Here is a 24,834-nt window from a genome sequence, read left to right on the forward strand (position 1 = left end):
ATGACCGACCAACCCAGCCGCGACATCCGCCTCTTCGGCACCGACGAGCCCGTGCAGCCGCCGCGCCTCCTGCGGGCCGGCCCGCTCAGCGCCGAGCTCGAGGCCGGCAACCTGCGTTACATCCGCTACGGCGGCGCCGAGGTGCTGCGCGCCGTCTCCTACGTGGTGCGCGACCGGGACTGGGGCACCTACAACCCCGAGATCACCGAGCTCGGGATCGACGAGGACGCGCAGGGTTTCACCGTCAGCTACCGCGCCCGCGCCGCCGACGCCGGGCAGGCCTTTGCCTACGCCGCCCGGATCGAGGGCCGCGCCGACGGCACGCTGGTCTTCGAGGCGAGCGGCGCCGCCGAGAGCCCCTTCCTGACCAACCGCACCGGCTTCGTCATCCTGCACCCGATCGCCGGGGTCTCCGGCGCGCCGGTCACCATCACCCACACCGACGGCCGCGAGGTTGCCGGCCGCTTCCCCGAGCTGATCGACCCGGTGCAGCCGATGATGGACCTGCGCGCCCTCGCCCATGTCACCCCCGAGGGGCACCGCGTGACCTGCCTGATGGAGGGCGACACCTACGAGATGGAGGACCAGCGCAACTGGACCGACGCCTCGTACAAGACCTACGTCCGCCCGCTCGCCCTGCCCTGGCCCTACGAGCTCGCGCCCGGCGAAGAGGTGGCGCAGAGGATCACCGTCTCCGTCGAGGGCGCCGAGATCGCCGCCGCAACGGACGAGACCGTGACGGTCACCCTCGGGCCGAGCTTTGGCGAGATGCCCGCCCTCGGCATGGGTCTCGACCCCGACGATACCGCGGCCGCCCTCACCGTCACCGCCCCGCTCGCGGCGATGGGCGCGGCGCATCTCATCTGCCACCACGACCCGCGCCGCGGCCACGGCACCGAGACCCTGCGCGCCCAGATAGACGTCGCCCGCGCGCTCGGCGCCGAGCCCTGGCTCGAGGCGGTCATCACCTCGGTCGACGGCTTCGCCGAGGAGATCGCCGCGCTCGGCCGCATGGTCGGGGCGCTCGGCGCGCCCTTCGCCACGGTGCTGCTCTCGCCCGCGCCCGACCTCAAGTGCACCCTGCCCGGCAGCATTTGGCCCGAGACCCCCGACGCCGCCGAGATCGCCGCCGCCGCCCGCGCCGCCTTCGAGGGCAAGCGCATCGGCGGCGGCATGTTCAGCTATTTCACCGAGCTCAACCGCAAGCGCCCGCCGATCGCGGCGCTCGACCTCGTCAGCTTCACCACCTCGGCCATGGTCCACGCCGGCGACGACCGCTCGGTGATCGAGACGCTGCAGGCGCTGCCCGCCATCGCGCAGAGCGCCGCGGCGATCGCCGCCCCCCTGCCCTTTGCCGTCGGCCCCTCGGCCATCGGCATGCGCGCCAACCCCTACGGCGCCGCGCCGAAGCCCAACCCCGGCAACATCCGGCAGGCGATGAGCTTCAACGACCCGCGGCAGCGCGGCCTGCTCGGCGCGGCATGGACGCTTGGCTACATCGCCGAATTCGCTGGCGGCGGCGCCGAGGCCATCGCGCTCGGCGGCCCCGTCGGGCCCTTCGGCGCCGTCCACGTGCCGGGCGACCTGCCGACCCCCGGCTACGACCGCGCCGGGGCGCTCTACCCGCCCTACCATCCGCTCAAGGCCCTCGCCCGCCACCGCGGCAGGCCGCTGCGCCGCGTCGCGCTCTCGGATCCGGCCTGTGTCACCGGGCTCGCCATCGACACCCCCACGGGCACCGAGCTCTGGCTCGCCAACCTCACCGCCGCGCCGGTGCCGCTCGCCCTGCCTCCCGGCGCGGCCGACATGACCCTGCTGACCGAGGCCGAGTTCGCCGCCGCCGCCAAGACCCCCGATCACTTCGACCACACGCGTCCCGCGACCGACACGCTGACCCTCGGCGCCTACGGCCTCGTCCGCCTGCGCGGCCTCACCTGACCCCTCACGGAGACACGACCCACATGCATATCCTCATCATCGGTGCCGCCGGCATGGTCGGGCGCAAGCTGACCGCCCGGCTCGCCGCCGACGGCACACTTGGCGGCACCGGGATCACCGCCCTCACCCTCGTCGACGTGGTCGCCCCCGTGCCGCCCGCGGGCCTTGCCATCCCCTGCACCTGCACCGCGCTCGACATCTCGGACCCCGCCGCCGCGGCGCAGATGGTCGCACAGCGCCCCGCGGTGATCTTCCACCTCGCCGCCATCGTCTCGGGCGAGGCCGAGGTGGAATTCGACAAGGGCTACGCCATCAACCTCGACGCGACGCGCCACCTCTTCGAGGCGATCCGCAGCCTGCACGAGCAGGACGGCTACACCCCGCGCGTGGTCTTCACTTCCTCGATCGCGGTCTTCGGCGCCCCCTTCCCCGAGAAGATCGACGACAGCTTCTTCACCACCCCGCGCACCAGCTACGGCACGCAGAAGGCGATGTGCGAGCTGCTGCTCTCCGACTTCTCGCGCAAGGGCATGTTCGACGGCATCGCGCTGCGCCTGCCCACCGTCTGCATCCGCCCCGGCACCCCGAACAAGGCCGCCTCGGGCTTCTTCTCGAACATCCTGCGCGAGCCGCTCGTCGGCAGGGAGGCGGTGCTGCCCGTCTCCGAGGACGTGCGCCACTGGCACGCGAGCCCGCGCTCGGCGGTCGGCTTCCTGCTGCATGCCGCCACGCTCGACCTCGCCCCGCTCGGCGCGCGCCGGGCGCTGACCATGCCCGGGCTCAGCGCGACGGTGGGTGAACAGATCGAGGCACTGCGCCGCGTCGCCGGGGACAAGGCCGTGGCGCTGATCCGCCGCGAGCCCGACCCCGCGATCCTCGAGATCGTCTCAGGCTGGCCGCGCGACTTCGACGCCGCCCGCGCCGAAGGGCTCGGCTTCACCGCCGAAACCAGCTTCGACGAGATCATCCGCATCCACATCGAGGACGAGCTCGGCGGGCGCCTCGGCGCCTAGCCCGGCACCCCCCGAATACGCGAGCTTATAACCCTGACCTCCATGTTATTTGTGCATTCGGGGCCCCTCACCTAAGACTTCCTGCACGATTGCAATCACCCCCGCGTGGCAAGGAGGCGCCCCTCACCGGGCGAAGCGGCGCGGCGGGTCAGACAAGGCGGGGGGCCATGCTGGACGCTCTGGGACACTCTCTGCACGCGCTGGTCGCGGGCGGGGGATCACTCTATCTCATCCTCGGAACGCTGGTCGGGCTGGTCTTCGGGATCATTCCCGGCCTCGGCGGTCCGACGGCGCTCGCGCTGCTCATCCCCCTGACCTTCGGCCTCGACACCTCGGCGGCGATGCTGCTGGCGGGCGGGATCATGGGCGCCGTGCCCTTCGGCGGCTCGGTCACCGCGATCCTGCTCAACACCCCCGGCACCGCGCCCAACGCCGCCACCGTCTTCGACGGCTTCCCCCTGACCAGGCTCGGCCGCGCCGGCGAGGCGCTCGGCGCGGCGGGGGCGGCCTCGTCGGTCGGCGGCGTGCTCGGCGTGCTGCTGCTCTTCGCCATCCTGCCCGTCGCGCGCGAGATCATCCTGCTCTTCTCGCCGCCCGAGTTCTTCATGCTCGCCGTGCTCGGCCTCTGCGCCATCGCCGTCTCGACCGAGGGCAAGTTCCTGCGCGGCATGATCGCGGCGGGGGTCGGCCTGCTTGTCGCCTTCATCGGCTACGACGACGTGAGCGGCGGCACGCGCTTCACCTACGGCATCGACTACCTCTGGGACGGGGTGCCGCTGGTGCCCGCGCTGATCGGCCTCTTCGCCATCGCCCAGATCATGCAGCTCTACATCGAGGGCGGCGCCATCGCCGACGATCCCGCCCGCGTCCGCGTCACCCGCGTCACCGACGGCGTGCGCGCGGTGTTCCGCGAATGGCCGACGGTGCTGCGCGGCTCGGTCGTCGGCGCGACCATCGGCGCCGTGCCCGGCGTCGGCGGGACCGTGGCGGCCTTCCTCGCCTATTCCATGACGGTGCAGATCTCCGACGAGCCCGAGAGCTTCGGCAAGGGCAACATCAAGGGCGTCATCGCCCCCGAGGCCTCGAACAACGCCCGCGAGGGCGGCGCGCTCATCCCCACCCTCGCCTTCGGCATCCCCGGCAGCGCCGAGATGGCGGTCTTCCTCGGCCTGCTCGTGCTGCACGGCATGCAGCCCGGCCCGTCGATCCTGCTCGACCACATGGACGTCATCACCACGCTGATGCTGTCGCTCGCCATCGCCTCGGTCGCCGCCTCGGTCATCTGCCTTGCCGTGGCGCGGCAGCTGGCGCGGATCACCATGATCGACATCAACTACCTCGTGCCGATCATCCTGCCGATCTCGCTGGTCGGGGCCTACGCGCTCAACAGCTCGATGTACGACGTCATCGTCGCGGTGATCTTCGGCGCGGTGGGCTATCTCATGCAGCGCTTCGACTATCCCAAGCTGCCGCTGGTGATCGCCATGTTCCTCGGCGCGGTGATGGAGGTCAACTTCCGCCAGGCGCTGATGATCTCGGGCGGCGACTGGACCACCTTCTTCACCCGCGGCCTGTCGCTGACGCTCTTCGTGCTGATCCTGCTGAGCCTCGCCATGCCGCTCATCCGCTACCTGCTGCGCCGCCGCAAGCTGGCCCGCGCCGAGAGGGAGGACACCGCATGACCCCGTCGCGTCTCAAGGGCATCGCGCCCACGCTTGTCCTGCTCGCGCTCTGCGCGGTCTACTACGCCACCGGCGCAAGCTACGGCGCGGCGACGCGGGCGATCCCGCTCGCGGTCTGCGCGGTGACGATCCTGCTGCTGGGGCTCGACCTGCTGAGCCAGGGCGACGGCAGGCTCTCGGTGCTGCTGCGCCGCGCCCTCGGCGGCGCCCGCGCCCTGCGCCCCGGCGCCGGCGGCCACGAGGCCGGCGTCGGGCGCGAGATCGCCGCCTTCGCCTGGATCGCCGCCTTCGCGCTGCTCGCCGTGGTCCTCGGCTTCTATATCTCGATCCCGGTCTACGTCATCGCCTACCTCAGGCTCCACGCGGGCAAGCCGCTGGCCACGGCCGCGCTGATCGGCCTCGTGCTGACCGGGGTGCTCTACCTGCTCTTCGCCGTGCTGCTCGGCTACGACATCTTCGAAGGCCTGGTCTTCGGCGGCTACATGTAAGATTACCAAGGGAGGAAAAAATGAAACAAATCAATGCACTCATGCGAAGCGCCGCGCTCGCCCTGCTGCCCGCCCTCGCGCTGGCGCAGCCCGGTCAGGCGGCGGACTGGCCGCGCGGCGACGTCGACCTCATCATCCCCTCGAGCCCGGGCGGCGGCTTCGACACCTACGGGCGCATCCTCGCCAAGGTGATGGGCGAGCAGCTCGGCGTCACCGTCGTGCCGAAGAACATCTCCGGCGGCGGCGGCATGCGCGGCGCGCAGGCGGCCTTCCACGCCCGCCCCGACGGCCAGACCATCGGCCTTTACAACGTGCCGGGGATCATCGAGCCGATCGTCACCGGGCAGGACGTGGGCTACGACATCGCGGCGATCGACTGGATCGGCGCCATGGCCTTCAACCAGTACATCGTCGTGGTGCAGAAGGACTCGCCCTATTCCACGCTGGCCGACCTCAAGGCGGCGGGCAAGACCATCACCTTCACCGGCTACGGCGCCTCCGGGGTCGCGGCCAACCGCATCCTCTGCGGCGAGGTCGAGCTCGAGTGCCAGGTGATCACCGGCTACCCCGGCAACAACGACGCGCTGCTCGGCGTGGTGCGCGGCGATGCCATCGCCTCGGTGACCCCGATCGAGACCGCCGCCTCGTTCAACACCGGCGGCGATCTCAAGGCGATCCTGCTGATGAGCGACCGCGACGTCGCCGCCTTCCCCGAGGTGCAGAAGGCGACCGACGCGGGCTATCCCACGCTCGGCAGCCTCGGCCTGATCCGCGCCTTCGGCCTGCCGCCCAAGGTCAGGCCCGAGGTCGCCGAGGCGGTGACCGCCGCCTTTGCCGCCGCCGTCGGCTCGCCCGAGATGGCGCAGTGGTCGGATGACAGCAACTCGCCGCTCGACCCGATGGACGGCGCCGAGCTGGCCGGTCTGATCGACGAACAGACCGCGCTTCTCGAGAAGTACAGGGACGTCATCGGCCAGGCCGACTGAGCACGGCCCCGGCCCCGGGATTGCCTCGCCGGCCGGGATCGGAGAGATTGGGGGCGCGCCGCGAGACCGGCGCGCCCGCCGGCAGTCCGGCGGCAGGGAACGCGGGGAGGCGCTCTTGGACACCCTTCACATCGGCAGCGAGACCGGCACGCAGGCGGCGCCCCCCCTGCCCTCCCGGTCTGCCGACGCCCGCCTGCCCAACCTGCGCCACCTGCGCGCGCTCCTGCATGTCGGGCGGCTCAAGAGCGTGAACCAGGCCGGGCAGTTCATGAACCTCTCGCAGCCCGCCGTCACCCAGGCCATCGCCCGGCTCGAGCGCGGCCTCGGCGTCGAGCTCTTCCAGCGCCACCCGACCGGCATGTACGCCAGCCGCGCCGGCGAGCTGCTGCTGCGCCACGTCGAGGAGATGTTCGCCGTGCTCGAGATCGGGCTCGCCGCGATCAGCCGCCCCGGGCGCGAGCCCCTGCCCGCCGACATCCTGCTCAAGGCCACGCAGCTCGACGCGCTCGTCGCGCTGACCCGCGCCTCCACCCCCGAGGGCGCCTCCGAGACGCTGGGCATCACCCCCGTCGCGCTCAACCGCAACCTGCACCGGCTCGAGGAGCGGCTGCACGTCACCCTCGTGCTGCGCGACGGCCGGCAGCTGCGGCTGTCGCAGGCCGGCCTGACGCTCGCCCGCGCCGCGAAGCTCGCGCAGCGCGAGCTCGAGATGGCGATGGAAGAGATCGACGAGGCCGCCGGCCACATGCGCGGCCGCCTTGCCGTGGGTGCCCTGCCCCTCGCCCGCACCTACGTCGTGCCGCGCGCGCTTATCACCCTCGGCCAGCGCCACGCCTCGGCGCGGATGCAGCTGGTCGAAGGCTCCTACGAGACGCTGCTCGCCGCGCTGCGCGACGGCGACATCGACATCCTCGTCGGCACCCTCCGCCAGCCCGCCCCGACCCCCGATGTGACCGAGGTGCCGCTGTTTCAGGACCGGCTATGCGTGGTTGGCCGCGCCGGGCACCCTCTGGCCGGCAAAAAAGACCTCAAACTATTGGATTTATTACGCTTTCCGTGGATTGCGCCGCGCATGGGCTCGCCCGCCCGGCGCGAGTTCGACCAGATCTTCTCCGAGCCCGGTCACCAGCCGCCGCAGCTCTTCGAGGTCGCCTCGCACATCGCCGTCCGCGCCATCCTGCGCGAGAGCGACACGCTGGCGCTGATCTCGCGCCGCCAGATACGCTACGAGGAAGGCGACGGCCAGCTCGTCGTCCTCTCCGAGACCCTCGCCCGCAAGGACCGCACCATCGGCTACACGGTCCGCAGCCGCTGGAGCCCGACCCGGCTCCAGCAGAGTTTCCTCGACGCGCTCGACGCCGCCCAGAAGGAAGGCCCGGCCTCAGTCGGCCCCTGAGCCGAGGATCGCCCGCGCCGGTCCGAACAGCGTCCCGACATCCATCCTTTCGGGCAGCAGCCCCTGGTCCCAGGCCGAGGCCAGCAGCGCCTCGACCGAGGCTGCCATCGCCTCGATCCCCAGCGGGTAGAGATCTTCCCCCGCGCCCCGGCTCTCCGCCTTGGCCTCGCGGAACAGCGCCATCAGCCCCGCCACCGCCTCGGGCCGCGCCTCGGCCAGCTCCCGCGTGACGCAGAGCAGGTGGTTCACCGGCACCCGCCCCGTCCGGGCAAAGCTGGCCCGGGCGGCGCTGTCCGCATCCTCGATCACCGGCGCGACCCAGGGCAGGTCCGGCAGGTCGTTGCCGAAGATCGCCGCGTCGATCACCCCCTCCTCGAGCATCCCCAGAAGCGAGGCGCTCTTCGGCGCGTGCTCGACATGCGGCGGGTCCTCGAACTGCGCCACATGCGCCCCGACCTGCGTCACCCAGTGCATCGAGAGCGGCGACAGCCCGTATTCGTGCTGCAGGATCGTGCGCACCCAGGCGCCGGTGGTCTGGGTATAGGCCCGGACCCCGACGCGCCGCCCCGCCATATCGCCGACGCCGAAGGCCGGACGTTCCGCGTTGCGCACGATGCAGCCGTGCTGGAACCGCGCCGCCAGCGTCACCGGCAGCAACACCAGCGGCACGCCGTAGGCCACCGCCTGCATGGCCGAGACGATGGCAAGCTCGCTGGCGTCAAAGGCCTGTTCGCGGATCATCGGGGTGAAGGCGTCGTGCATCGGCCTGGTGACGATGCGCTGCAGCTCCAGCCCGTGCCGCTCGGCCCGTCCCGGCTCCATCGCCGCGCGGCTGATCGGGTGATGGCCGACGGTGATCGACAGCGGCGCGGCGCTCATGCCTCGACCCCGGGCATCTCGGCCAGCACCGGGTAGAGCTTCCGGGCCGTGCCGCTGAAGATCATCCGCCGGTCCGCCTCGGGCAGCGGCGCCAGCGCCTCCTGCGCGCGCTCCACGATATAGGCGAGCGTGCGCTCCGCCGCCGGGAAGTTCGACCCCCAGGCGATGCGCGACGCGCCGAAGAGATCGAGGATATGCGCCAGGAAATCCTCGAGCCGCGAGGCGCCCGTCTGCGCCGCCTCGATGTTGCGCAGCGTGAGCTTGAGATGCACGCCCGGATGCGCCGCAAGGTCCCAGAGCCCCTGCGCCGCCGCGTAGGGCGCACCATCCTCCAGCACCGGCCGCGCGAGGTGGTCGAGGATCACGATGGCGCCGGGAAAGCGTTCGAGCAGCCCGGTCAGCGCCGGGATGCCCTCGGGGCGCATCTGCACGCAGACCGGCAGGCCGGTCTTTTCGGCATGGGCCCAGGCCGGGAAGGAGGCGGGATCGCCCAGCCAGCCCGCCTGACCCGGCATGGTGCTCCCGGTGGTGAAGAGCCGCAGGCCGCTCAGACCCTTGCCCTGCCAGTATTGGATCTTCTCCACCGCGTCTTCGGCCATGACATCGACCGAGAAGACGCCGGTGAACCGGTCCGGATGCGCCGCGACGCTGTCGGCAAGGTAGGAATTGTCGTGGCCGTAGGCGGTCGAGGCCTGCACGACCACCGCCTTAGAGACCCCGGCACCGTCCATCGCGGCGATCAGGTCCTCGTGGCTGGTGGGATGCGCCTCGGACCATTTCGACTGGTTGCCGCCAAGCGGCTTCAGCGGATAGGCCGCGGTGTCGGGAGAGATCACGTGCGGGTGGATGTCGATGATGTCTGTCATTCTGGGCTCTCGGTCGCGTGTCGCTATGGAAGGGCCCTCAGGGCCTTCCGGGGGTTCGGGCCGACACTAGGCAGCGTCCCGGACGGCGACCAATTGCATTGCGGCAGGGGTTATAACCGCCCGTATCCATCCCGCCCGGACCTGCCGCGAAAGAAGGGACTCCGCCGGAACCCGACCGCTCACCCGCGCGGGAGTTCACAGCTGTGAACCCTCACGCGGCGCGCTTGTCGAGGGAGAGGACCATCCGTGTCGGCGAGAAGGAGCCTTCGCGCGCCTTGCGGGTGAGGTGGCGGATGTAGCCGCCCGGGTTGCGGATTTCCGAGAACCTCTGGAGCATGGCGCAGAGCGTCGCCGCGGCCTGTTCGGGGCCCATGGCGGACTTGGCGTCCGTCCAGGCGGAGTCGGAGATCCCGGTCATCGGACGGATCTTCTCGGTTGCCCGGATGAGGCCGTGCCAGTCGTGGATGGGGTCGGGGGTGAAGACCGCGATCTCGGAGCAGGTGCTGAGGACGAGGCGCAGCGGTGGGGGAGGGGCCGCCCTTTTCTCGGCCTCCATCGCTGTGACGGTCTCGCCCGGCGCAACCACGGCAAGCTCGATGACAGGCTCTGTCTCGGGGGATTCAGAGTCTAAGAGTTCTTTTTGTGACTTCTGTTGGTGCTGCTCATTCCGGGCGTCACTGCTGCTCATTTCGGCTGTTTCGACTTCGAAGACACGGGCCGCGCGGAGGAGGGCGTCGCGCAGCGTGGCCTCGATCCGGAGCAGGGTTTCGAGGTCCAGCTTGCGGCGCAGGTCGCGCGCGGTGAGCTGCGCGAGGTCGGAGAAGGCATCCCAGGGCGCGGCCCGGGGGGTCTCGATGCGGCCGAGGTCGGCGAGGGCGGCAAGGTCGCGGCGCAGAAGGCTCACGGTCTCGCGCAGGGCCTTGATCTCGTCCTCGAGCGCGCGGGCTTCCTCGGCGCGGGAGGCGATCTCGGAGGCGCGGTGGAGCAGGGGGCGCAGGTCGAAGCCGAAGGCGATCTTGCCGCCGGCGACGCGGCGGGCGTAGCGCTTGCCGTTCGGGCTGTCGCGGCGGACCAGCAGGCCGGCCGAGACCAACCGGGCGAGGTGCCGGCGCATGGTCGAGTCGGGCATGCCGTTCGCCCGGGCGCAGATCGTCTCGTTCGAGGGGTGGATGACCAGCGGCTGCGATCCGTCGAGCCGGGCCTCGGGGTGGAAGCTCAGCAGCGCCTGCAAGAGGGTGATGTCACGGTCGGAGAGATCGAAGCTCCGGCGCGCCGCGGTGAGATCGCGGAGGACCTGCCACTTGTCGACGCTGCAGGGGGCCGCGGCCGCCGGGAGCCGGGCTTCGAGCGATGTCCGGACAGCCTCGATCGTTCGCCCGAAAGGCGTGATGGGGGTGTGACCCATGTTTTTTCATTCACGAAGACAAAAAATAGCCGCGCCGCAAATCGATTTCGACTTGCAGACAAGGGCTCCGGACACTAACTTGAAGGTGCAAAGAACAAGTGAGGGTCTCGTGGAGCGAAAGCTTTGCGGGGCTCTTTCTTTGTCGGGCTCGTGCCTCCTATCTCATTGTTTTCGTTGACTGCTCAGTCTTCGGCGCGGGCTTTCCAGCGCGCGTGAAGCTCTTCGATGACGGTCTGGGCCTCGGCTTCGATCCAGTCGGCAAAGCGCGGGTCCACGAGTTCCATGTTCAGCCCCTTGGCGGTGCGCTTGAGCGTCCCGGCCTTGCGTCCCTCGACGACGAGCGACTGGCGGCGGAGCTTTTCCACCGGCCTGGGCCTGGGCGCCGCGGCGCGGGCAGGGGAGGGGGCCAGGTGGCCCATCACCGCCTCGAAGGCGGCGACCGAGACATCCTCGGGGACCGGCTCGCCGCTGACCATGGCGACCTGCGCGCGGGTGTGGACGTCATCCGCCAGCCGGGCGAGTTCGTCGCGGTCGGCGCCGGTTTCCTCGATGCCGCGGGCAAGCGCCTCCCAGCGCGGCCGGCCGATGCCATGGGCGGCACCGATGGCGGTGGCAAGCTCGCGGCCGATCAGGTCGGCGACCGAGAGCGCCATGGAGATTGCCGACTTGGTGACCGTCAGGACCTCGGCGACCTGGCTCTGGTTGCCAAAGCCGGTTTCCACCAACTCCTTGGCAAAGAGCGCCTTTTCGATGAAGGACAGGTCGCGCCGGGCCATGTTCTCGGAGATCTGCGCGGTCATTGCGTCGCGCTCGTCGAGCGTGGCGACCAGCGCGCGGACCTTGGTGACCTTGTCGGAGCCGCGGATCGCCTCGAGGCGGCGGCGGCCGTAGACCAGCAGGTAGCGCCCATCCTCCTCGGGATGGCGACGCACGAGGATCGGCACGGTCTGGCCGTTGGTCTCGATCGCGTCGCGCAGGTCGATCACGTCGGACGGATCGAGCCGGTCGCGGGTGCGGGTGTCGTCGATCTGCGACGGATCAAGCTCCCAGACGCGGTGGCTGTCGACCGCGTCGCGGGCCGAGCGCAGCGCGCGGTTGGTGGCCATCATCGTCGCCCCCGTCGCGCCCTGCTTGCTGGCGGCGGCGAGGCTGTCGAGCATGGACATGCGTTTCTTGCGGTTGTCGCTCATCTCTCTGTCTCCTCCCGAACCCCTCAGCGGCCCCACGTTTTCTGGATCAGCGCGGCGATCTCGTCGTTCACGGCGTTGAGGCTTTCGAGCGCCCGGTCGTAGGTCGCGCGGGTGAAGGCGCTGCGCTCGACCTCGTAGAGGGTCTGCTTGGTGAGACCCGCATCCGAGATCGCCGTGGATTTCAGCATGGGCGCGTTCAGCACCTTCTCGGCGTACATGGTGCGCAGGAAGGCCACGATGCGGTTCTGCGGCGCGTCGGTCGGCTCGTAGCGGGTGAGCAGGTAGCGCATCCAGTCGTGTTTCATGTTCGCGCCGCTCTCGGCGATCACGTCCATGAGGTCGGCGGTCATGCGCAGGAACTGCGACATGGACATGACGTCGAGCATCTCGGGGTGGATGGTGACCAGCACGCCGGTTGCGGCGGAGAGCGCCGACATGGTCAGGAAGCCGAGCTGCGGCGGGCAGTCGATGACCACCACGTCGTAGCGCTCGTCGACCTGCGCCAGCACGTCCTTGACGCGGAAGAAGAACAGCCCGGCGTTGCCCTGCGCCAGCGCGCGGGGAGTCTCGTGCTCGAATTCCATCAGCTCGAGGTTGCCGGGGATGAGGTCGAGCCCGGGGATGTAGGTCGGGCGGATGACCTCGGTGATGGGCACGGGATCGTCGTAGCGGATGGCATCGTAGAGCGTGCCGCCGTCGATCAGGTCGAACTCGGGCTGGACGCCGTGCAGCGCGGTGAGCGAGGCCTGCGGGTCGAGGTCGATCGCCAGCACCCGGTAGCCGAGCAGGGCGAGCCGCTGCGCGAGATGGGCAGAGCTGGTGGTCTTGCCCGAGCCGCCCTTGAAATTCATCACGCCGATGACCTGCAGGTGGTCCCCCTCGCGGCGGCCGGGCAGGTAGTCGCCGGGCTTGCGCGCGGTCTTCTCCAGCAGGATGCGCAGGTCGTGGATGTCGTGCACCGAGTAGAGCCGGCGGTTGCCGGGCGTCAGGTCGGGCGAGGGGCCCTTGCCGTCGAGGTGCAGCTTGCGCAGGTAGGAATCGTTCACGCCGAGCAGCGCGGCGGCTTCCCCGGAGGTGAACTTGCGCATCTCCTTCGAGGCGTCGGGCGGGAACAGGCTTTCCGCCTGCGCATGGAGCTGCGCGGTCAGCCGTTCGGAATGGTCGCGAATGACCGTGTTCAGGTCTTCGTTTTCGGTGATATCCTGCATGCGCACGGTATCCTGCTCACTGTCTTGCCTCGGGCCCTGGCGTGGCCCTGCCTCGGTGCCTTGCCCTGTTCCGCCGGACGTCTGATGCGTCCTGTCGTGTTCACGGTATTTGGCGTGTTCCGGCTCTTTTTCGTGACTATTGCCGAAGCATCGCGAGTCGCGCAAGAAGTTTTGCACGCCAATCAGTAGGATGGGGGCGGGAGTGCCCCGGGATTGACCGGCGCGGCAGGCGCGACATATACTACCCAGTAGCACAGGACGGACCCTCATGAGCGTGAAATCCTCCATTTCCCTGACCGAAGCGCAGGACGCCTATGTCCGCGGGCTGGTGCATGACGGGCGGTTTCCGTCGGTGAGCGCGGCCCTGCAGCACGGGCTCGAGCTGATGCGGCAGGAGAGCGAGCAGGCCGAGGCGCTGCGCCGGCTGCTCGACGAGCGGCGGGGCGGGGCCTTCGTCTCGCTGGCCGAGGGCCGGGCGGAGACCGAGGCGATGATCGCGCGCAAGCGGGGAGCGCGTGGCCTATAGCGTCCTGCGCGCGGCGGCGGTCGCGCGCGACCTCGAGCTGATCTTCGACTTCATCGCCGGCAGCGCGGAGACGCTGGGAGAGGACGCCGGCACCGCCTTCGACATGGCGGAGCGGCGGATCCGGGCGATCCTCGGCGCGATGGAGGGGCTTGGCCGGGCGCCGCACCAGGGCACGCTGCGACCGGAGCTGGGCGCGGGCGTGCGGCACGTGACCAAGGACCGGGCGATCTTCTACTTCGAGGTCGATGACGCGGCAGAGGAGCTGCGCATCCTCGCGGTGTTCTTCGGCGGGCAGGACCACGACCGCCACATCCTGCTGCGGCTGCTGTCCGGGGCCTGAGCGGGGCAGGGGGCGCGCGGCGACCGTTGCCAAGCGCCGCCGTTCCGGACAGGGTGCCGGAAAACAGAGGATTCCCCTCCGGTGCCATCCGATCCTGCAGTGCTGCCGTCCGAGGCGGGGGCGCCCCCGGGCGTCGGCTCCGAGCTCTGGCTCTACCTTGGCGGGCGGCTGCTGTGGGTGGCGGCGGGGCAGATCACCAATGTCGCGATGGGCTGGCTGGTCTACGACGAGACGCGCAGCGCCATGGCGCTCGGGCTCGTGGGGCTTGCCGCCTTCCTGCCGAAGCTCGTGCTGGTGCTGGTCGCGGGGCTGGTGGCGGACAGGGTCGACCGGCGGCTGGTGATGGCGGTCTGCCTTGCGGTCAGCGCGGCGGTGACGGCGGCGCTGGCGGTGATCGCAGCGCAACCGGGCCTGTCGCTGGCGGCGGTCTACGGGCTGGTGATCCTGCTCGGCATCGCGCGCAGCTTCGTCGGGCCCGCCTCGCAGGCGCTGATGGCCAACCTCGTGCCGCGCTCGGAGCTGAGCCGGATCGCCAGCCTTGCCTCCTCGGTCAGCAAGATCGCCACGATCGGCGGCCCGGCGCTGGCGGGGCTGATCTACCTGATCTCGCCCTGGGCACCCTTTGCCGTGGCGACGGGCTGTTTCGCCGCCTCGGTGCTGCTCAACCTCGCGCTGCGGCCGCGCCCGGCGCTTGCGGTGCGCACGCCGGTCACCCTGTCGGCCGCCTTCGAGGGGATGCGCTTCATCTTCCAACGGCCGGTGATCCTCGGGGCGATCTCGCTCGATCTCTTCTCGGTGCTGCTGGGCGGGGTTACGGCGCTCTTGCCGATCATCGTCAGCGAGATGCTGATGGGCGGCCCGGCCGAGCTGGGGCTGCTGCGCTCGGCCCCGGCGGTGGGGGCGATGGCGGTGGGGCTGGTGATCTCGTGGTGGCCGATCCGGCGCAACGGCGGGCGCAAGCTTTTCGTCGCGACGGCGATCTTCGGCGTCTCGACCGTGGCGCTGGCGTTTTCCCACAGCCTCTGGCTCAGCGCCGCGCTGCTCTGCCTCGGCGGGGCGGCGGACGTGATCAGCGTGGTGATCCGCCAGACGCTGGTGCAGGCCGACACGCCGGACGAGATGCGCGGCCGGGTCGCCTCGGTCAACATGCTGTTCATCGGCGCGTCGAACGAGCTGGGCGAGTTCGAAAGCGGGGTGACGGCGGCGCTCTTCGGGCTGGTGCCGGCGATCCTGATCGGCGGCTGCGGCACGCTGCTGGTGGCGCTTGTCTGGGCGGCGCTCTTCCCCGGGCTGCGCCGCCGCGACCGGCTTGTCGAGGACTGAGCGGCGGATGGGGAAAGGGCGGACCTTGCGGCCCGCCCTTCATGTGTCCGGCAGGGCAGGGGCCCCGCGTCAGGCTTTGCGGCCGAGCCCGAGCAGCTGGTAGAGCAGCAGCGCGGCCAGCGTCGAGGTGCCGATGCCGCCCAGCGAGAAGCTGCCCATGTGCAGGGTGAAGTCGCCCGCACCGAAGATCAGCGCGATGCCCGCGGTGAAGAGGTTGCGCGGGTCCGAGAAATCCACCCGGTTCTCGATCCAGATCCGCGCCATGGCCGAGGCGATGAGCCCGAAGACCGCCACCGACAGGCCTGCGAGCACCGGCGCCGGGATGGTCTGCAGCAGCGCGCCGAACTTCGGCGAGAGGCCGAGGCAGATCGCGACGAGGGCGGCGATGACGAAGACCAGCGTCGAGTAGACCTTGGTCATGGCCATGACGCCGATGTTCTCGGCATAGGTGGTGACGCCGGTGCCGCCGCCCGAGCCCGCGACCATGGTGGCGAGCCCGTCGGCGAAGAAGCCGCGGCCGATGTAGCGGTCCATGTCCTGCCCGGTGATGGCACCGAGCGCCTTGATGTGGCCGAGGTTCTCGGCGACGAGCACGATGGCGACCGGGGCGATGAGGGTGATCGCCGACCAGTGGAACTCGGGCGCCTGGAAGTGCGGCAGGCCGAACCACGCCGCGGTGCCGACGGCCGAGAAGTCGATCGCGGGCATGAGGCCGAGCCCGTTGCCCAGCACCAGCACCAGCGCGTAGCCGAAGAAGAGCGCGATCAGCACGGAAAGCCGCCGCGTGCGCGAAGGACCGTAGCAGGAGACCATGGCCATGCAGAGCACGGTCAGCAGCGCGATGGTCAGGTGCGCGGGGGTGGGCGATCCGAAGGCGTTGAGCTGGTCCACCGCGACCGGCGCGAGGTTGAGGCCGATGGCGATGCCGATGGTGCCCGTGACCACGGGGGGCATCAGCTTCTCGACCCAGCCGTAGCCGGCCAGCATGACCACGACGCCGATCAGCGCGTAGAGCGCGCCGCAGGCGATGATGCCGCCGAGCGCGTGGGCGATGGTGGCGCCCTCCTGCCCGAGCACGGCCAGCACCACGGCGATGAAGGCGAAGGAGGAGCCGAGGTAGCTCGGCACCCGGCCCGCGGTGAGGATGAAGAAGAGCAGCGTGCCGATGCCCGAGAAGAAGACCGCGACGTTGGGGTCGAAGCCCATGAGGATGGGCGCGACGATGGTCGAGCCGGACATGGCCAGCAGGTGCTGGAAGCCCATGGGCACCGAGGCGGCGCCGGGAAGGCGCTCGTCCGGCATGATTACGGGGCCCGTGCCCACGCGCCATCGGGGGAAATAGGACATCGCTCTCTCCTGGAAAGACTCGCTGCGCGTCGCCATAGCCTCATTCGGCGGCGGATGTCAGGGGTTCCCAAGGGGCGGATCGCCCGGCGCGGCCGCCGGGCGAGGGTCTTTGAGCCTGCCTCAGCGCCAGCCGAGGGCCGGGGCGACGTGGGTCAGGATGTTTTCGATCACGTGGGTGTTGTAGTCGACGCCCAGTGAGTTCGGGATGGTCAGCAGCAGCGTGTCGGCCTCGGCGATGCCCTCGTCACCCTTCAGCTGCTCGATCAGCTTGTCCGGCTCGTCGGCGTAGGAGCGGCCGAAGATCGAGCGCTGCTCCTCGATGAAGCCGACCGAGTCCTGCTCCTTGCCGCCGGTGCCGAAATACATCCGGTCCTCGTCGCTGGTGATCGCGAAGATCGAGCGGCTGACCGAGACGCGCGGCTTGCGCGAATGGCCGGCGGATTTCCACGCCTCGCGGTAGGCGCGGATCTGCTGCGCCTGCTGGATGTGGAAGGGCTCGCCGGTCTCGTCGTCCTTGAGCGTCGAGCTTTGCAGGTTGAGGCCCAGCATGGCGGCCCATTCGGCGGTCTTGTTCGAGCCGGCGCCCCACCAGATGCGGTCCTTCAGCCCCTCGGAATGCGGCTCGAGCCGCAGCTTGCCCGGCGGGTTGGGGAACATCGGGCGCGGGTTCGGCTCGGCGAAGCCGTGGCCCTCGAGCATCTGCAGGAAGACCTGCGCGTGGCGGCGGCCCATGTCGGCGTCGGTCTCGTCCTCGGCCGGGCCGTAGCCGAAGTAGCGCCAGCCGTCGATCACCTGCTCGGGGCTGCCGCGGCTGATGCCGAGCTGCAGCCGGCCCTGGCTGATGAGGTCGGCGGCGCCGGCATCCTCGGCCATGTAGAGCGGGTTCTCGTAGCGCATGTCGATGACGCCGGTGCCGATCTCGATCTTCGAGGTGCGCGCGCCGATGGCGGCGAGCAGCGGGAAGGGGCTGGCGTGCTGGCGGGCGAAGTGGTGGACGCGGAAATAGGCGCCGTCGAGGCCGAGCTCCTCGGCCGCGACCGAAAGCTCGATGGCCTGCAGCAGCGCGTCGCCGGCGGTGCGGGTGGCCGAACCGCGCTGCGGGGACCAATGTCCGAAGGACAGGAAGCCGATCTTCTTCATTACGATACTCCTTGGGCTGCGGCGGCAGCGGAAAGCGCCCGCTGCCGGGCCCGGTTGGCGCATAGCTAGTCATTCGGGGGCGGCTCCCGCAAGCGGGGCGGCTGTTTGCCCAAGCGCAGGGCCTGTGCGCGGCGCGCGGGGGGCGGTGTGCGGGAGTATAAGCACGCAAATTTCGGCATTTGCCACATTCGTGTGACATATCGTGCGAACTGGCCTAGACTGGGGGCTGCGCCCGGGGCCGGGCGTGCCTGCAGGAGACGAGGAATGAACGAGGCCGCTGTCGAGACTTCACCCGGGCCGCTGGCGCTGGCCGGGCTGCGCGCCGCCGAGGCGCCGCGCGCGCCCGCCTTCATCGTCACGATCTACGGCGACGTGGTGGAGCCGCGTGGCGGGATGCTCTGGATGGGCACGCTGATAGAGTGCTGCGCGCGGCACGGGCTGAACGAGAGCCTCGTGCGGACGGCGGTGTCGCGGCTTGTCGGCGCGGGGCGGCTCGAGGGGGTGCGCATCGGGCGCAAGAGCCATTACCGCCTGTCCGACGCGGCGCGGGCCGAGTTCCGCGAGGCGGCGCGGCTGCTCTTCGCGCCGCCGCCGGCGCCGGAGGACTGGCTGGTCTGCCTGTCGGAGGGCGTGCGCGACGCCGAGCTGCCGCTGCCCTGGGCGCGGCTGGCGCCCAATGTCGCGCTGGCGCCGAACCGCGAGGACATCGCGCCGCTCGACGGGGTGCTGCTGCGCGCGAGGCAGCTCGACGGGCACGGCGACCTTGGCCAGCTGGCGGCGGAGCGCTGGGACCTTGCCGAGGTGGCCGCGGCCTACGAGAGTTTCCTGCTGACCCATGGCGCGCTGCGCGAGCTTCTGGCCGAGGGCGTGCCGCTTTCGCCCGAGGACGCGCTCGCCCTGCGGCTGCGGCTGGTGCACGACTACCGCCACGCGGCGCTGAGCGATCCCCGCCTGCCGCGTTCCGCCTACCCGCAGGACTGGCCCGCCGAGGCGGCGCGGAGGCTTTTCGTGACGGCCTATCTCGGCCTGTCGAAATACGCGGAAACCCATGTGGGGGCGCAGTTTCTCAGCCCCGAGGGGCATCTGGCGCCGCGCAATGACGAGACCGAGCGGCGGCTGTTCCGGCTGCGGCGCGAAGCGGCGACGTGAGGGAGGGCTCTCCAATACGTCACGTGAAATCGAGATTGTGACTTAACATGTGCCGTATTGCGTGCTAGTTAGTTGACCGATCGGTCGGTCATTGATGGTCGGCCTCGATTCTCGAGGGAGGAGATACGGATGTCCGAGGCATTCATCTGCGACGCGGTGCGCACCCCTGTCGGCCGTTACGGCGGGGCGCTGTCTTCGGTCCGCGCCGATGACCTGGCCGCCGTGCCGCTGGCCGCGCTGATGGCGCGCAACCCGTCGGTGGACTGGGCCAGCGTCGATGACATCATCCTTGGCTGCGCCAACCAGGCCGGTGAGGACAACCGCAACGTCGCGCGCATGGCGGGGCTGCTTGCGGGCCTGCCGATCGAGGTGCCGGGCACCACGGTCAACCGGCTCTGCGGCTCGGGCATGGACGCGATCGGCCTTGCCGCCCGCACCATCCGCGCCGGGGACGGCGACCTGCTGCTGGCCGGCGGTGTCGAGAGCATGAGCCGCGCGCCCTTCGTGGTGGGCAAGGCCAGCTCGGCCTTCTCGCGCAATGCCGAGATGTACGACACGACAATCGGCTGGCGCTTCAAGAACCCGAAGCTCGACAAGGCCTTCGGCACGCATTCGATGCCCGAGACCGCCGACAACGTCGCCGGGGATTACGGCATCAGCCGCGCCGACCAGGACGCCTTTGCCGTGCGCTCGCAGGACCGCTGGGAGGCCGCGCAGAAGGCGGGTCTCTTCGCCGAGGAGATCGTTCCGGTGACCATTCCGCAGCGCAAGGGAGATGCGCTGGTGGTGGACACCGACGAGCACCCGCGCCCCGGCACCACGCTCGAGATGCTGGCCAAGCTGCGCGGCGTGAACGGACCCGACCTCAGCGTCACCGCGGGCAATGCCTCGGGCGTCAACGACGGCGCGGCGGGGGTGATCGTCGCCTCCGAGGCCGCGGCCGCGAAGAACGGCCTCACCCCGCAGGCGCGCGTCGTCGCCATGGCGGCGGCGGGTGTCGCGCCCCGCGTCATGGGCATCGGCCCGGTTCCGGCGACGCGCCGCGTGCTGGAGCGCGCCGGCCTGACGCTGGAGCAGATGGACGTGATCGAGCTCAACGAGGCCTTTGCGGCGCAGGGGCTCGCGGTGATGCGCGAGCTTGGCCTGCCCGACGACGCGGCCCATGTGAACGCCAATGGCGGCGCCATCGCCATGGGCCATCCGCTTGGCATGTCCGGCGCGCGGCTCGTCCTGACCGCGACCCGGCAGCTGCACCGCACCGGCGGCCGCTACGCCCTCTGCACCATGTGCGTCGGCGTGGGGCAGGGGATCGCGATGATCCTCGAACGTATCTGACCCCTTCAGGAGGAGGCACGACCATGTATGCACAGATGGTGAAATCGGAAGGCATGAAGTCCCCCGAGGAGATGACCCCCGAGGAGCGCGCCTTTCAGGAGCGGGTCGACCGCGGCGAGAAGATCGAGCCCAAGGAGTGGATGCCCGAGGGCTACCGCAAGACGCTGATCCGCCAGATGGGCCAGCACGCGCATTCCGAGATCGTCGGCCAGCTGCCCGAGGGCAACTGGATCACCCGCGCGCCGACGCTGGAGCGCAAGGCGATCCTGCTGGCCAAGGTGCAGGACGAGGCGGGGCATGGGCTCTACCTCTATTCCGCCGCCGAGACGCTGGGCGTGTCGCGCGACGAGCTGATGGAGAAGCTGCACTCGGGCGCGATGAAATACAGCTCGATCTTCAACTATCCGACGCTGACCTGGGCCGACATGGGCGCGGTGGGCTGGCTGGTCGACGGCGCGGCGATCATGAACCAGGTGCCGCTGCAGCGGACCTCCTATGGCCCCTACAGCCGCGCGATGATCCGCATCTGCAAGGAAGAGAGCTTCCACCAGCGGCAGGGCTACGCGATCATGATGAAGATGGCCGAGGGCACGCCCGAGCAGAAGGAAATGGCGCAGGATGCGCTCAACCGCTTCTGGTATCCCGCGCTGATGATGTTCGGCCCGTCCGACAAGGACTCGGTGCACTCCGCGCAGTCGATGGCGTGGAAGATCAAGATGAACACCAACGACGAGCTGCGCCAGAAATTCGTCGACGAGACCGTGCCGCAGGCGAAGTACCTCGGCCTCACCGTGCCCGACGAGACGCTGACGTGGAACGAGGAGCGCGGTCACTACGACTTCGCCGAGCCCGACTGGGACGAGTTCTTCGAGGTGATCAAGGGCAACGGCCCCTGCAACGAGGAGCGTCTCGGCGCCCGCCGCGAGGCCTGGGACAAGGGCGCGTGGTTCCGTGACGGGCTGACCGCCTATGCCGAGAAGGCCGCCGCCCGCCGCGCGGCCCCCAACATGGCCGCCGAATAAGCGCGCCGACCGAGGAGGATGTGACATGACCAAGAAAGAATGGCCGCTCTGGGAGATCTTCATCCGGGGCCAGCACGGGCTGAACCACCGCCACGTCGGCAGCCTGCACGCACCGGATGCCGAGATGGCGATCAGGAACGCCCGCGACGTCTACACCCGCCGCAAGGAAGGCGTGTCGATCTGGGTGGTGCCCTCGGCGGCGATCACCGCCTCGTCGCCGTCCGAGAAGGGTCCGCTCTTCGATCCGGCCGAGAGCAAGGTCTACCGCCACCCGACCTTCTTCGACATCCCCGACGAAGTGGGGCACATGTGATGCCCTCGCTTTCGGATGCCGCAACGCCGGATGTCGCCCGGCTCGCCGAGCGCGCCGCCGCCGCGCAGGGTCAAGATTTGGGCCACGATCCGCACATGGCGGACGTGGCGCTGAAGCCCGCCTTCTTCGACTGGCTCTGCCGGATGGGGGACAACTCGCTGATCCTCGGCCACCGCATCTCGGAATGGTGCGGCCACGGCCCGGTGCTGGAAGAGGACATCGCGCTGGCGAACACCGCGCTCGACCTCATCGGCCACACGCAGATGTGGCTCGGCCTTGCCGCCGAGGTCGAGGGTGCCGGGCGCAGCGCCGATGACCTCGCCTTCCTGCGCGACGCGATGAAGTTCCGCAATCTCAAGCTGGTCGAGCTGCCGAACGGCGACATGGCCGTGACGCTGATGCGCGAGTTCCTGTTCGACGCCTTCCACTTCGAGCTGCTGACCGCGCTGACCAAATCGTCGAGCCCGCGCGTGGCCGAGATCGCCGCGAAGGCGCTGAAGGAGGTGTCCTATCACCTCGAGCGTTCGTCGGATCTGGTTGTGCGCCTTGGTGACGGCACCGAGGAGAGCCACACCCGCATGCAGGCGGCGCTGAACAAGGTCTGGGGCTACACCGGCGAGATGTTCGCGGGTGATGCCGTGGACGACGCGGTTGCCGAGGCCGGCATCGCGCCCGCGCTGTCGGACCTGCTGCCGCTCTGGCAGCGGACGGTCGGCGAGGTGCTGGAGGAGGCGACCCTGCGCCAGCCCGAGCAGCGTTTCGACGCGCATTCCGGCGGCAAGCAGGGGCGGCACACCGAGCACCTTGGCTATATCCTTGCCGAGATGCAGTTCCTGCAGCGCGCCTATCCGGGCGCAAGCTGGTAAGCCGATGAGCGCGGTTCTGCCATCCACCCAGCAGGTCTGGGACTGGCTGGGCGAGGTGCCCGACCCCGAGATCCCCGTGGTCTCGGTGACGGAACTCGGCATCGTGCGCGAGGTCCGCTGGGAGGGGCAGACGCTGGTGGTGGCGGTGACGCCGACCTACTCCGGCTGCCCCGCCACCTCGGTGATCGACCTGATGATCGAGACCCAGCTGCGCGAGAAGGGCGTCACCGACCTGCGGCTCGAACGCCGCCTGTCGCCGCCCTGGACCACCGACTGGGTGACCGACGCGGCACGCGACAAGCTGCGCGCCTACGGCATCGCCCCGCCGGTGGACGGCACCGCCTCGGACGGGCTGATGGCGGGCCGCGCGGCGCGCCTGTCGGGCAAGTCGAACCTGGTGATCGCCTGCCCGCGCTGCGGCTCGTCCCATACCGAGCGGGTGAGCCAGTACGGCTCGACCCCGTGCAAGGCCAGCTACCGCTGCCGCGACTGCCTCGAGCCCTTCGACTACTTCAAGTGCCACTGAGCCATTCCGGTGCCCCTGCGGGGCATCCCCGACGCATTTCCCTGTGCAGACAGGAGGAGGTCTGATATGCCCCGTTTCCATCCCCTCGAAGTGACCGACGTCCGCCGCGAGACCCGCGACGCGGTGGTGGTCACGCTCAAGCCGCGCGCCGAGGACGCGGAGAGCTTCGCCTTCACGCAAGGCCAGTACCTGACCTTCCGCCGCGCCTTCGACGGCGAGGAGCTGCGCCGGTCCTACTCGATCTGCGCCGGTCTGGACGAGGGCTGCCTGAAGGTCGGCATCAAGCGCGTCGACGGCGGCGCCTTCTCGACCTGGGCCAACGAGAACCTGAAGCCCGGCGACACGCTCGACGCGATGACCCCGCAGGGCCGGTTCTTCACCCCGCTCGACGCGGCCAGCGCCAAGACCTACCTCGGCTTCGCCGGCGGGTCGGGCATCACCCCGGTGCTGTCGATCATCAAGACCGTGCTGGCGCGCGAGCCCAATGCCACCTTCACGCTGGTCTATGCCAACCGGCAGGTCGGCTCGATCATGTTCCGCGAGGAGCTGGAGGATCTGAAGAACACCTACCTCGGGCGTTTCTCGGTGATCCACATCCTCGAGAGCGAGGGGCAGGAGATCGACCTCTTCACCGGGCGCATCGACGCCGAGAAGATGGAGATGCTGTTCCGCCTCTGGATCGATGCCGAGAGCGTCGACACCGCCTTCATCTGCGGCCCCGAGCCGATGATGCTGACCATCGCCGAGAGCCTGCGTCAGGCGGGCCTGTCGGACGCGCAGATCAAGTTCGAGCTCTTCGCCTCGTCGCAGCCGGGCCGCGCCAAGGCGCGCGCCGTGTCGCAGCAGGCCGCGAGCGCGGGCAACACCTGCGAGGTCTCGGTCACGCTCGACGGCGCGACGCGGGTGTTCCAGATGCCGAAGGACGGCACCGCCATCCTCGACGCCGCGATCCAGAACAACATGGACGCGCCCTATTCGTGCAAGGCGGGCGTCTGCTCGACCTGCCGCGCCAAGGTGATCGAGGGCGAGGTCGAGATGGAGATCAACCACGCGCTCGAGGATTACGAGGTGCGCGCCGGCTATGTGCTGTCGTGCCAGTGCATTCCGCTCTCCGACAAGGTGGTGCTCAGCTATGACGAATGACACCGAGACCATGCCGCTTGCCGACTACCTCGCGCAGGGTGGCAAGCTGTCCTCGCCCGAGAACGTGCCGCCGCGCTACCGTGGCGAGCTGTTGCGGCTGATGGCGTCCTTCGTGGACAGCGAGCTGGCGGGATCCGCGGGCTTTGCCGGGGCGATCAACTGGGCGCCGGGGATCAAGGCGCGCATCGCCGCCAGCCGGATCACGCTGGAGAAGGCCGACCATGCCGAGCGCGTGCTCGAGCTGATGGAGGCCTTCGGCACCGACAAGGCGCTTTACGAGAGGGCGCATGACTGGGCCGCGCGCGAGAGCAGGGACAGCACGCTGGAGGCGAAACGCCAAGGCGGCGACATGCGGCTCTCGGTCTTCCACGCGCCGCTGACCGGCTGGACCGACGCGGTGGTGATGAACGTGCTGATGGGCCTTGCCACGCAGCACGCCGTCGGCGAGCTGGCGCGCTGCTCCTACCAGCCGCTGGCCGAGGTGCTGCGGGAGATCCTGCCGCGCGAGAAACGGCACATGGAGCTGGGGCTGGAAGGGCTCGAGCGGATCGGCGCGACGGATGAGGCGAAAGCCTCGGTCGCCTACTGGATGCCGCGCGTCGCCGAGACCTTCGGCCCGGCGCAGTCCGAGCGGTTTGACCGGCTCAAGGCCATGGGCCTGCGCCACACGGACAACGAGACGCTGCGCACCGCGTGGCGCGCCGAGGCGGAGAGCCTGCTCTCCGGCCTTGGCCTGAACTGAACAGGAAGGAC

24 protein-coding genes are annotated in these 24,834 nt (G+C 70.0%); 17 read left to right on the plus strand and 7 right to left on the minus strand.

Features of this window, described 5'->3' with window-relative positions; all coding sequences use genetic code 11:
* From PVT71_RS27920 to PVT71_RS27945, 6 genes are all read left to right on the plus strand, one after another.
* Positions 1–1,938 carry a hypothetical protein gene (locus PVT71_RS27920; RefSeq protein ID WP_353476615.1) on the plus strand — a complete coding sequence of 646 codons (1,938 nt, stop codon included), beginning with the start codon at positions 1–3 and terminating at the stop codon, positions 1,936–1,938.
* 23 nt (positions 1,939–1,961) lie between these two features.
* Positions 1,962–2,951: a D-erythronate dehydrogenase gene (gene denD, locus PVT71_RS27925; protein WP_353476616.1), complete on the plus strand. Its 990-nt coding sequence runs from the start codon at positions 1,962–1,964 to the stop codon at positions 2,949–2,951.
* 167 nt (positions 2,952–3,118) lie between these two features.
* A complete protein-coding gene (locus PVT71_RS27930; RefSeq protein ID WP_353476617.1) occupies positions 3,119–4,633 on the plus strand; it encodes a tripartite tricarboxylate transporter permease in 1,515 nt (504 codons plus the stop codon).
* The gene (locus PVT71_RS27935; RefSeq protein WP_353476618.1) at positions 4,630–5,121 is read left to right on the plus strand and encodes a tripartite tricarboxylate transporter TctB family protein; all 492 of its coding nucleotides are present in this window, start codon (positions 4,630–4,632) and stop codon (positions 5,119–5,121) included. The genes PVT71_RS27930 and PVT71_RS27935 overlap by 4 nt, the downstream gene beginning before the upstream one ends.
* 20 nt (positions 5,122–5,141) lie before the next feature.
* Positions 5,142–6,107: a tripartite tricarboxylate transporter substrate-binding protein gene (locus PVT71_RS27940; protein WP_353476619.1), complete on the plus strand. Its 966-nt coding sequence runs from the start codon at positions 5,142–5,144 to the stop codon at positions 6,105–6,107.
* Between the two features lie 115 nt (positions 6,108–6,222).
* Positions 6,223–7,503, plus strand: coding sequence for a LysR substrate-binding domain-containing protein (locus PVT71_RS27945; protein WP_353476620.1), 1,281 nt, complete (start codon positions 6,223–6,225; stop codon positions 7,501–7,503).
* On the opposite strand, the gene PVT71_RS27950 is transcribed toward PVT71_RS27945, so the two are convergent.
* The 5 genes from PVT71_RS27950 to repA all read right to left on the minus strand — a co-directional run bounded on the left by PVT71_RS27950 (position 7,489) and on the right by repA (position 13,051).
* Positions 7,489–8,382 carry a hypothetical protein gene (locus PVT71_RS27950; protein WP_353476621.1) on the minus strand — a complete coding sequence of 298 codons (894 nt, stop codon included), beginning with the start codon at positions 8,380–8,382 and terminating at the stop codon, positions 7,489–7,491. The two genes, PVT71_RS27945 and PVT71_RS27950, sit on opposite strands and share 15 nt — an antisense overlap.
* Positions 8,379–9,248, minus strand: a complete 870-nt coding sequence (locus PVT71_RS27955) for an amidohydrolase family protein (protein ID WP_353476622.1) — start codon at positions 9,246–9,248, stop codon at positions 8,379–8,381. The genes PVT71_RS27950 and PVT71_RS27955 overlap by 4 nt, the downstream gene beginning before the upstream one ends.
* A 211-nt stretch (positions 9,249–9,459) precedes the next feature.
* Positions 9,460–10,653 (minus strand): plasmid replication protein RepC, encoded by a 1,194-nt coding sequence (gene repC / locus PVT71_RS27960; RefSeq protein WP_353476623.1) that lies wholly within the window; start codon positions 10,651–10,653, stop codon positions 9,460–9,462.
* A 182-nt stretch (positions 10,654–10,835) separates the two neighbouring features.
* Entirely contained in the window at positions 10,836–11,843 is a 1,008-nt protein-coding gene (gene repB / locus PVT71_RS27965) for a plasmid partitioning protein RepB (protein ID WP_353476624.1), read from the minus strand.
* A 23-nt stretch (positions 11,844–11,866) separates the two neighbouring features.
* Complete coding sequence (gene repA / locus PVT71_RS27970) at positions 11,867–13,051, minus strand: plasmid partitioning protein RepA (protein ID WP_353476625.1); 1,185 nt, start codon at positions 13,049–13,051, stop codon at positions 11,867–11,869.
* Between the two features lie 268 nt (positions 13,052–13,319).
* Here repA and PVT71_RS27975 point away from each other — a divergent pair, with 268 nt between their 5' ends.
* The 3 genes from PVT71_RS27975 to PVT71_RS27985 all read left to right on the plus strand — a co-directional run bounded on the left by PVT71_RS27975 (position 13,320) and on the right by PVT71_RS27985 (position 15,240).
* Positions 13,320–13,577, plus strand: coding sequence for a type II toxin-antitoxin system ParD family antitoxin (locus PVT71_RS27975; RefSeq protein ID WP_353476626.1), 258 nt, complete (start codon positions 13,320–13,322; stop codon positions 13,575–13,577).
* A complete protein-coding gene (locus PVT71_RS27980) occupies positions 13,567–13,917 on the plus strand; it encodes a type II toxin-antitoxin system RelE/ParE family toxin (protein ID WP_353476627.1) in 351 nt (116 codons plus the stop codon). The genes PVT71_RS27975 and PVT71_RS27980 overlap by 11 nt, the downstream gene beginning before the upstream one ends.
* An 81-nt stretch (positions 13,918–13,998) precedes the next feature.
* Positions 13,999–15,240 (plus strand): MFS transporter, encoded by a 1,242-nt coding sequence (locus tag PVT71_RS27985; protein WP_353476628.1) that lies wholly within the window; start codon positions 13,999–14,001, stop codon positions 15,238–15,240.
* A 69-nt stretch (positions 15,241–15,309) separates the two neighbouring features.
* Here PVT71_RS27985 and PVT71_RS27990 read toward each other — a convergent pair whose 3' ends face one another.
* Both PVT71_RS27990 and PVT71_RS27995 read right to left on the minus strand, forming a co-directional pair.
* Positions 15,310–16,587 carry a solute carrier family 23 protein gene (locus PVT71_RS27990; RefSeq protein WP_353476629.1) on the minus strand — a complete coding sequence of 426 codons (1,278 nt, stop codon included), beginning with the start codon at positions 16,585–16,587 and terminating at the stop codon, positions 15,310–15,312.
* A 120-nt stretch (positions 16,588–16,707) separates the two neighbouring features.
* Positions 16,708–17,727 carry an LLM class flavin-dependent oxidoreductase gene (locus PVT71_RS27995; protein ID WP_353476630.1) on the minus strand — a complete coding sequence of 340 codons (1,020 nt, stop codon included), beginning with the start codon at positions 17,725–17,727 and terminating at the stop codon, positions 16,708–16,710.
* A 264-nt stretch (positions 17,728–17,991) separates the two neighbouring features.
* Here PVT71_RS27995 and PVT71_RS28000 point away from each other — a divergent pair, with 264 nt between their 5' ends.
* From PVT71_RS28000 to PVT71_RS28035, 8 genes are all read left to right on the plus strand, one after another.
* Entirely contained in the window at positions 17,992–18,876 is an 885-nt protein-coding gene (locus tag PVT71_RS28000) for a PaaX family transcriptional regulator C-terminal domain-containing protein (RefSeq protein WP_353476631.1), read from the plus strand.
* Between the two features lie 129 nt (positions 18,877–19,005).
* The gene (pcaF, locus tag PVT71_RS28005; RefSeq protein WP_353476632.1) at positions 19,006–20,211 is read left to right on the plus strand and encodes a 3-oxoadipyl-CoA thiolase; all 1,206 of its coding nucleotides are present in this window, start codon (positions 19,006–19,008) and stop codon (positions 20,209–20,211) included.
* Between the two features lie 23 nt (positions 20,212–20,234).
* Positions 20,235–21,233: a 1,2-phenylacetyl-CoA epoxidase subunit PaaA gene (paaA, locus tag PVT71_RS28010; protein WP_353476633.1), complete on the plus strand. Its 999-nt coding sequence runs from the start codon at positions 20,235–20,237 to the stop codon at positions 21,231–21,233.
* A 25-nt stretch (positions 21,234–21,258) separates the two neighbouring features.
* Positions 21,259–21,546 (plus strand): 1,2-phenylacetyl-CoA epoxidase subunit PaaB, encoded by a 288-nt coding sequence (gene paaB / locus PVT71_RS28015; protein ID WP_353476634.1) that lies wholly within the window; start codon positions 21,259–21,261, stop codon positions 21,544–21,546.
* A complete protein-coding gene (gene paaC, locus PVT71_RS28020) occupies positions 21,546–22,412 on the plus strand; it encodes a 1,2-phenylacetyl-CoA epoxidase subunit PaaC (protein WP_353476635.1) in 867 nt (288 codons plus the stop codon). Before paaB ends, paaC begins: the two co-directional genes overlap by 1 nt.
* Positions 22,413–22,416: 4 nt before the next feature.
* Positions 22,417–22,938, plus strand: a complete 522-nt coding sequence (gene paaD / locus PVT71_RS28025) for a 1,2-phenylacetyl-CoA epoxidase subunit PaaD (RefSeq protein ID WP_353476636.1) — start codon at positions 22,417–22,419, stop codon at positions 22,936–22,938.
* Between the two features lie 66 nt (positions 22,939–23,004).
* Positions 23,005–24,081 (plus strand): 1,2-phenylacetyl-CoA epoxidase subunit PaaE, encoded by a 1,077-nt coding sequence (paaE, locus tag PVT71_RS28030; RefSeq protein WP_353476637.1) that lies wholly within the window; start codon positions 23,005–23,007, stop codon positions 24,079–24,081.
* Positions 24,071–24,823: a Phenylacetic acid catabolic protein gene (locus tag PVT71_RS28035; RefSeq protein ID WP_353476638.1), complete on the plus strand. Its 753-nt coding sequence runs from the start codon at positions 24,071–24,073 to the stop codon at positions 24,821–24,823. Before paaE ends, PVT71_RS28035 begins: the two co-directional genes overlap by 11 nt.
* Positions 24,824–24,834: the final 11 nt, after the last annotated feature.

The organism is Salipiger sp. H15 (assembly GCF_040409955.1).
Lineage (GTDB): Bacteria > Pseudomonadota > Alphaproteobacteria > Rhodobacterales > Rhodobacteraceae > Salipiger.

Excerpts from the sequence above, each read along its gene's own strand:
- PVT71_RS27920 (WP_353476615.1), top strand. The coding sequence starts at position 1 with ATGACCGACCAACCCAGCCGCGACATCCGCCTCTTCGGCACCGACGAG.
- denD (WP_353476616.1), top strand. The coding sequence starts at position 1,962 with ATGCATATCCTCATCATCGGTGCCGCCGGCATGGTCGGGCGCAAGCTG.
- PVT71_RS27930 (WP_353476617.1), top strand. The coding sequence starts at position 3,119 with ATGCTGGACGCTCTGGGACACTCTCTGCACGCGCTGGTCGCGGGCGGG.
- PVT71_RS27935 (WP_353476618.1), top strand. The coding sequence starts at position 4,630 with ATGACCCCGTCGCGTCTCAAGGGCATCGCGCCCACGCTTGTCCTGCTC.
- PVT71_RS27940 (WP_353476619.1), top strand. The coding sequence starts at position 5,142 with ATGAAACAAATCAATGCACTCATGCGAAGCGCCGCGCTCGCCCTGCTG.
- PVT71_RS27950 (WP_353476621.1), bottom strand. The coding sequence starts at position 8,382 with ATGAGCGCCGCGCCGCTGTCGATCACCGTCGGCCATCACCCGATCAGC.
- PVT71_RS27955 (WP_353476622.1), bottom strand. The coding sequence starts at position 9,248 with ATGACAGACATCATCGACATCCACCCGCACGTGATCTCTCCCGACACC.
- repC (WP_353476623.1), bottom strand. The coding sequence starts at position 10,653 with ATGGGTCACACCCCCATCACGCCTTTCGGGCGAACGATCGAGGCTGTC.
- repB (WP_353476624.1), bottom strand. The coding sequence starts at position 11,843 with ATGAGCGACAACCGCAAGAAACGCATGTCCATGCTCGACAGCCTCGCC.
- repA (WP_353476625.1), bottom strand. The coding sequence starts at position 13,051 with ATGCAGGATATCACCGAAAACGAAGACCTGAACACGGTCATTCGCGAC.
- PVT71_RS27975 (WP_353476626.1), top strand. The coding sequence starts at position 13,320 with ATGAGCGTGAAATCCTCCATTTCCCTGACCGAAGCGCAGGACGCCTAT.
- PVT71_RS27990 (WP_353476629.1), bottom strand. The coding sequence starts at position 16,587 with ATGTCCTATTTCCCCCGATGGCGCGTGGGCACGGGCCCCGTAATCATG.
- PVT71_RS27995 (WP_353476630.1), bottom strand. The coding sequence starts at position 17,727 with ATGAAGAAGATCGGCTTCCTGTCCTTCGGACATTGGTCCCCGCAGCGC.
- PVT71_RS28000 (WP_353476631.1), top strand. The coding sequence starts at position 17,992 with ATGAACGAGGCCGCTGTCGAGACTTCACCCGGGCCGCTGGCGCTGGCC.
- pcaF (WP_353476632.1), top strand. The coding sequence starts at position 19,006 with ATGTCCGAGGCATTCATCTGCGACGCGGTGCGCACCCCTGTCGGCCGT.
- paaA (WP_353476633.1), top strand. The coding sequence starts at position 20,235 with ATGTATGCACAGATGGTGAAATCGGAAGGCATGAAGTCCCCCGAGGAG.
- paaB (WP_353476634.1), top strand. The coding sequence starts at position 21,259 with ATGACCAAGAAAGAATGGCCGCTCTGGGAGATCTTCATCCGGGGCCAG.
- paaC (WP_353476635.1), top strand. The coding sequence starts at position 21,546 with ATGCCCTCGCTTTCGGATGCCGCAACGCCGGATGTCGCCCGGCTCGCC.
- paaD (WP_353476636.1), top strand. The coding sequence starts at position 22,417 with ATGAGCGCGGTTCTGCCATCCACCCAGCAGGTCTGGGACTGGCTGGGC.
- paaE (WP_353476637.1), top strand. The coding sequence starts at position 23,005 with ATGCCCCGTTTCCATCCCCTCGAAGTGACCGACGTCCGCCGCGAGACC.
- PVT71_RS28035 (WP_353476638.1), top strand. The coding sequence starts at position 24,071 with ATGACGAATGACACCGAGACCATGCCGCTTGCCGACTACCTCGCGCAG.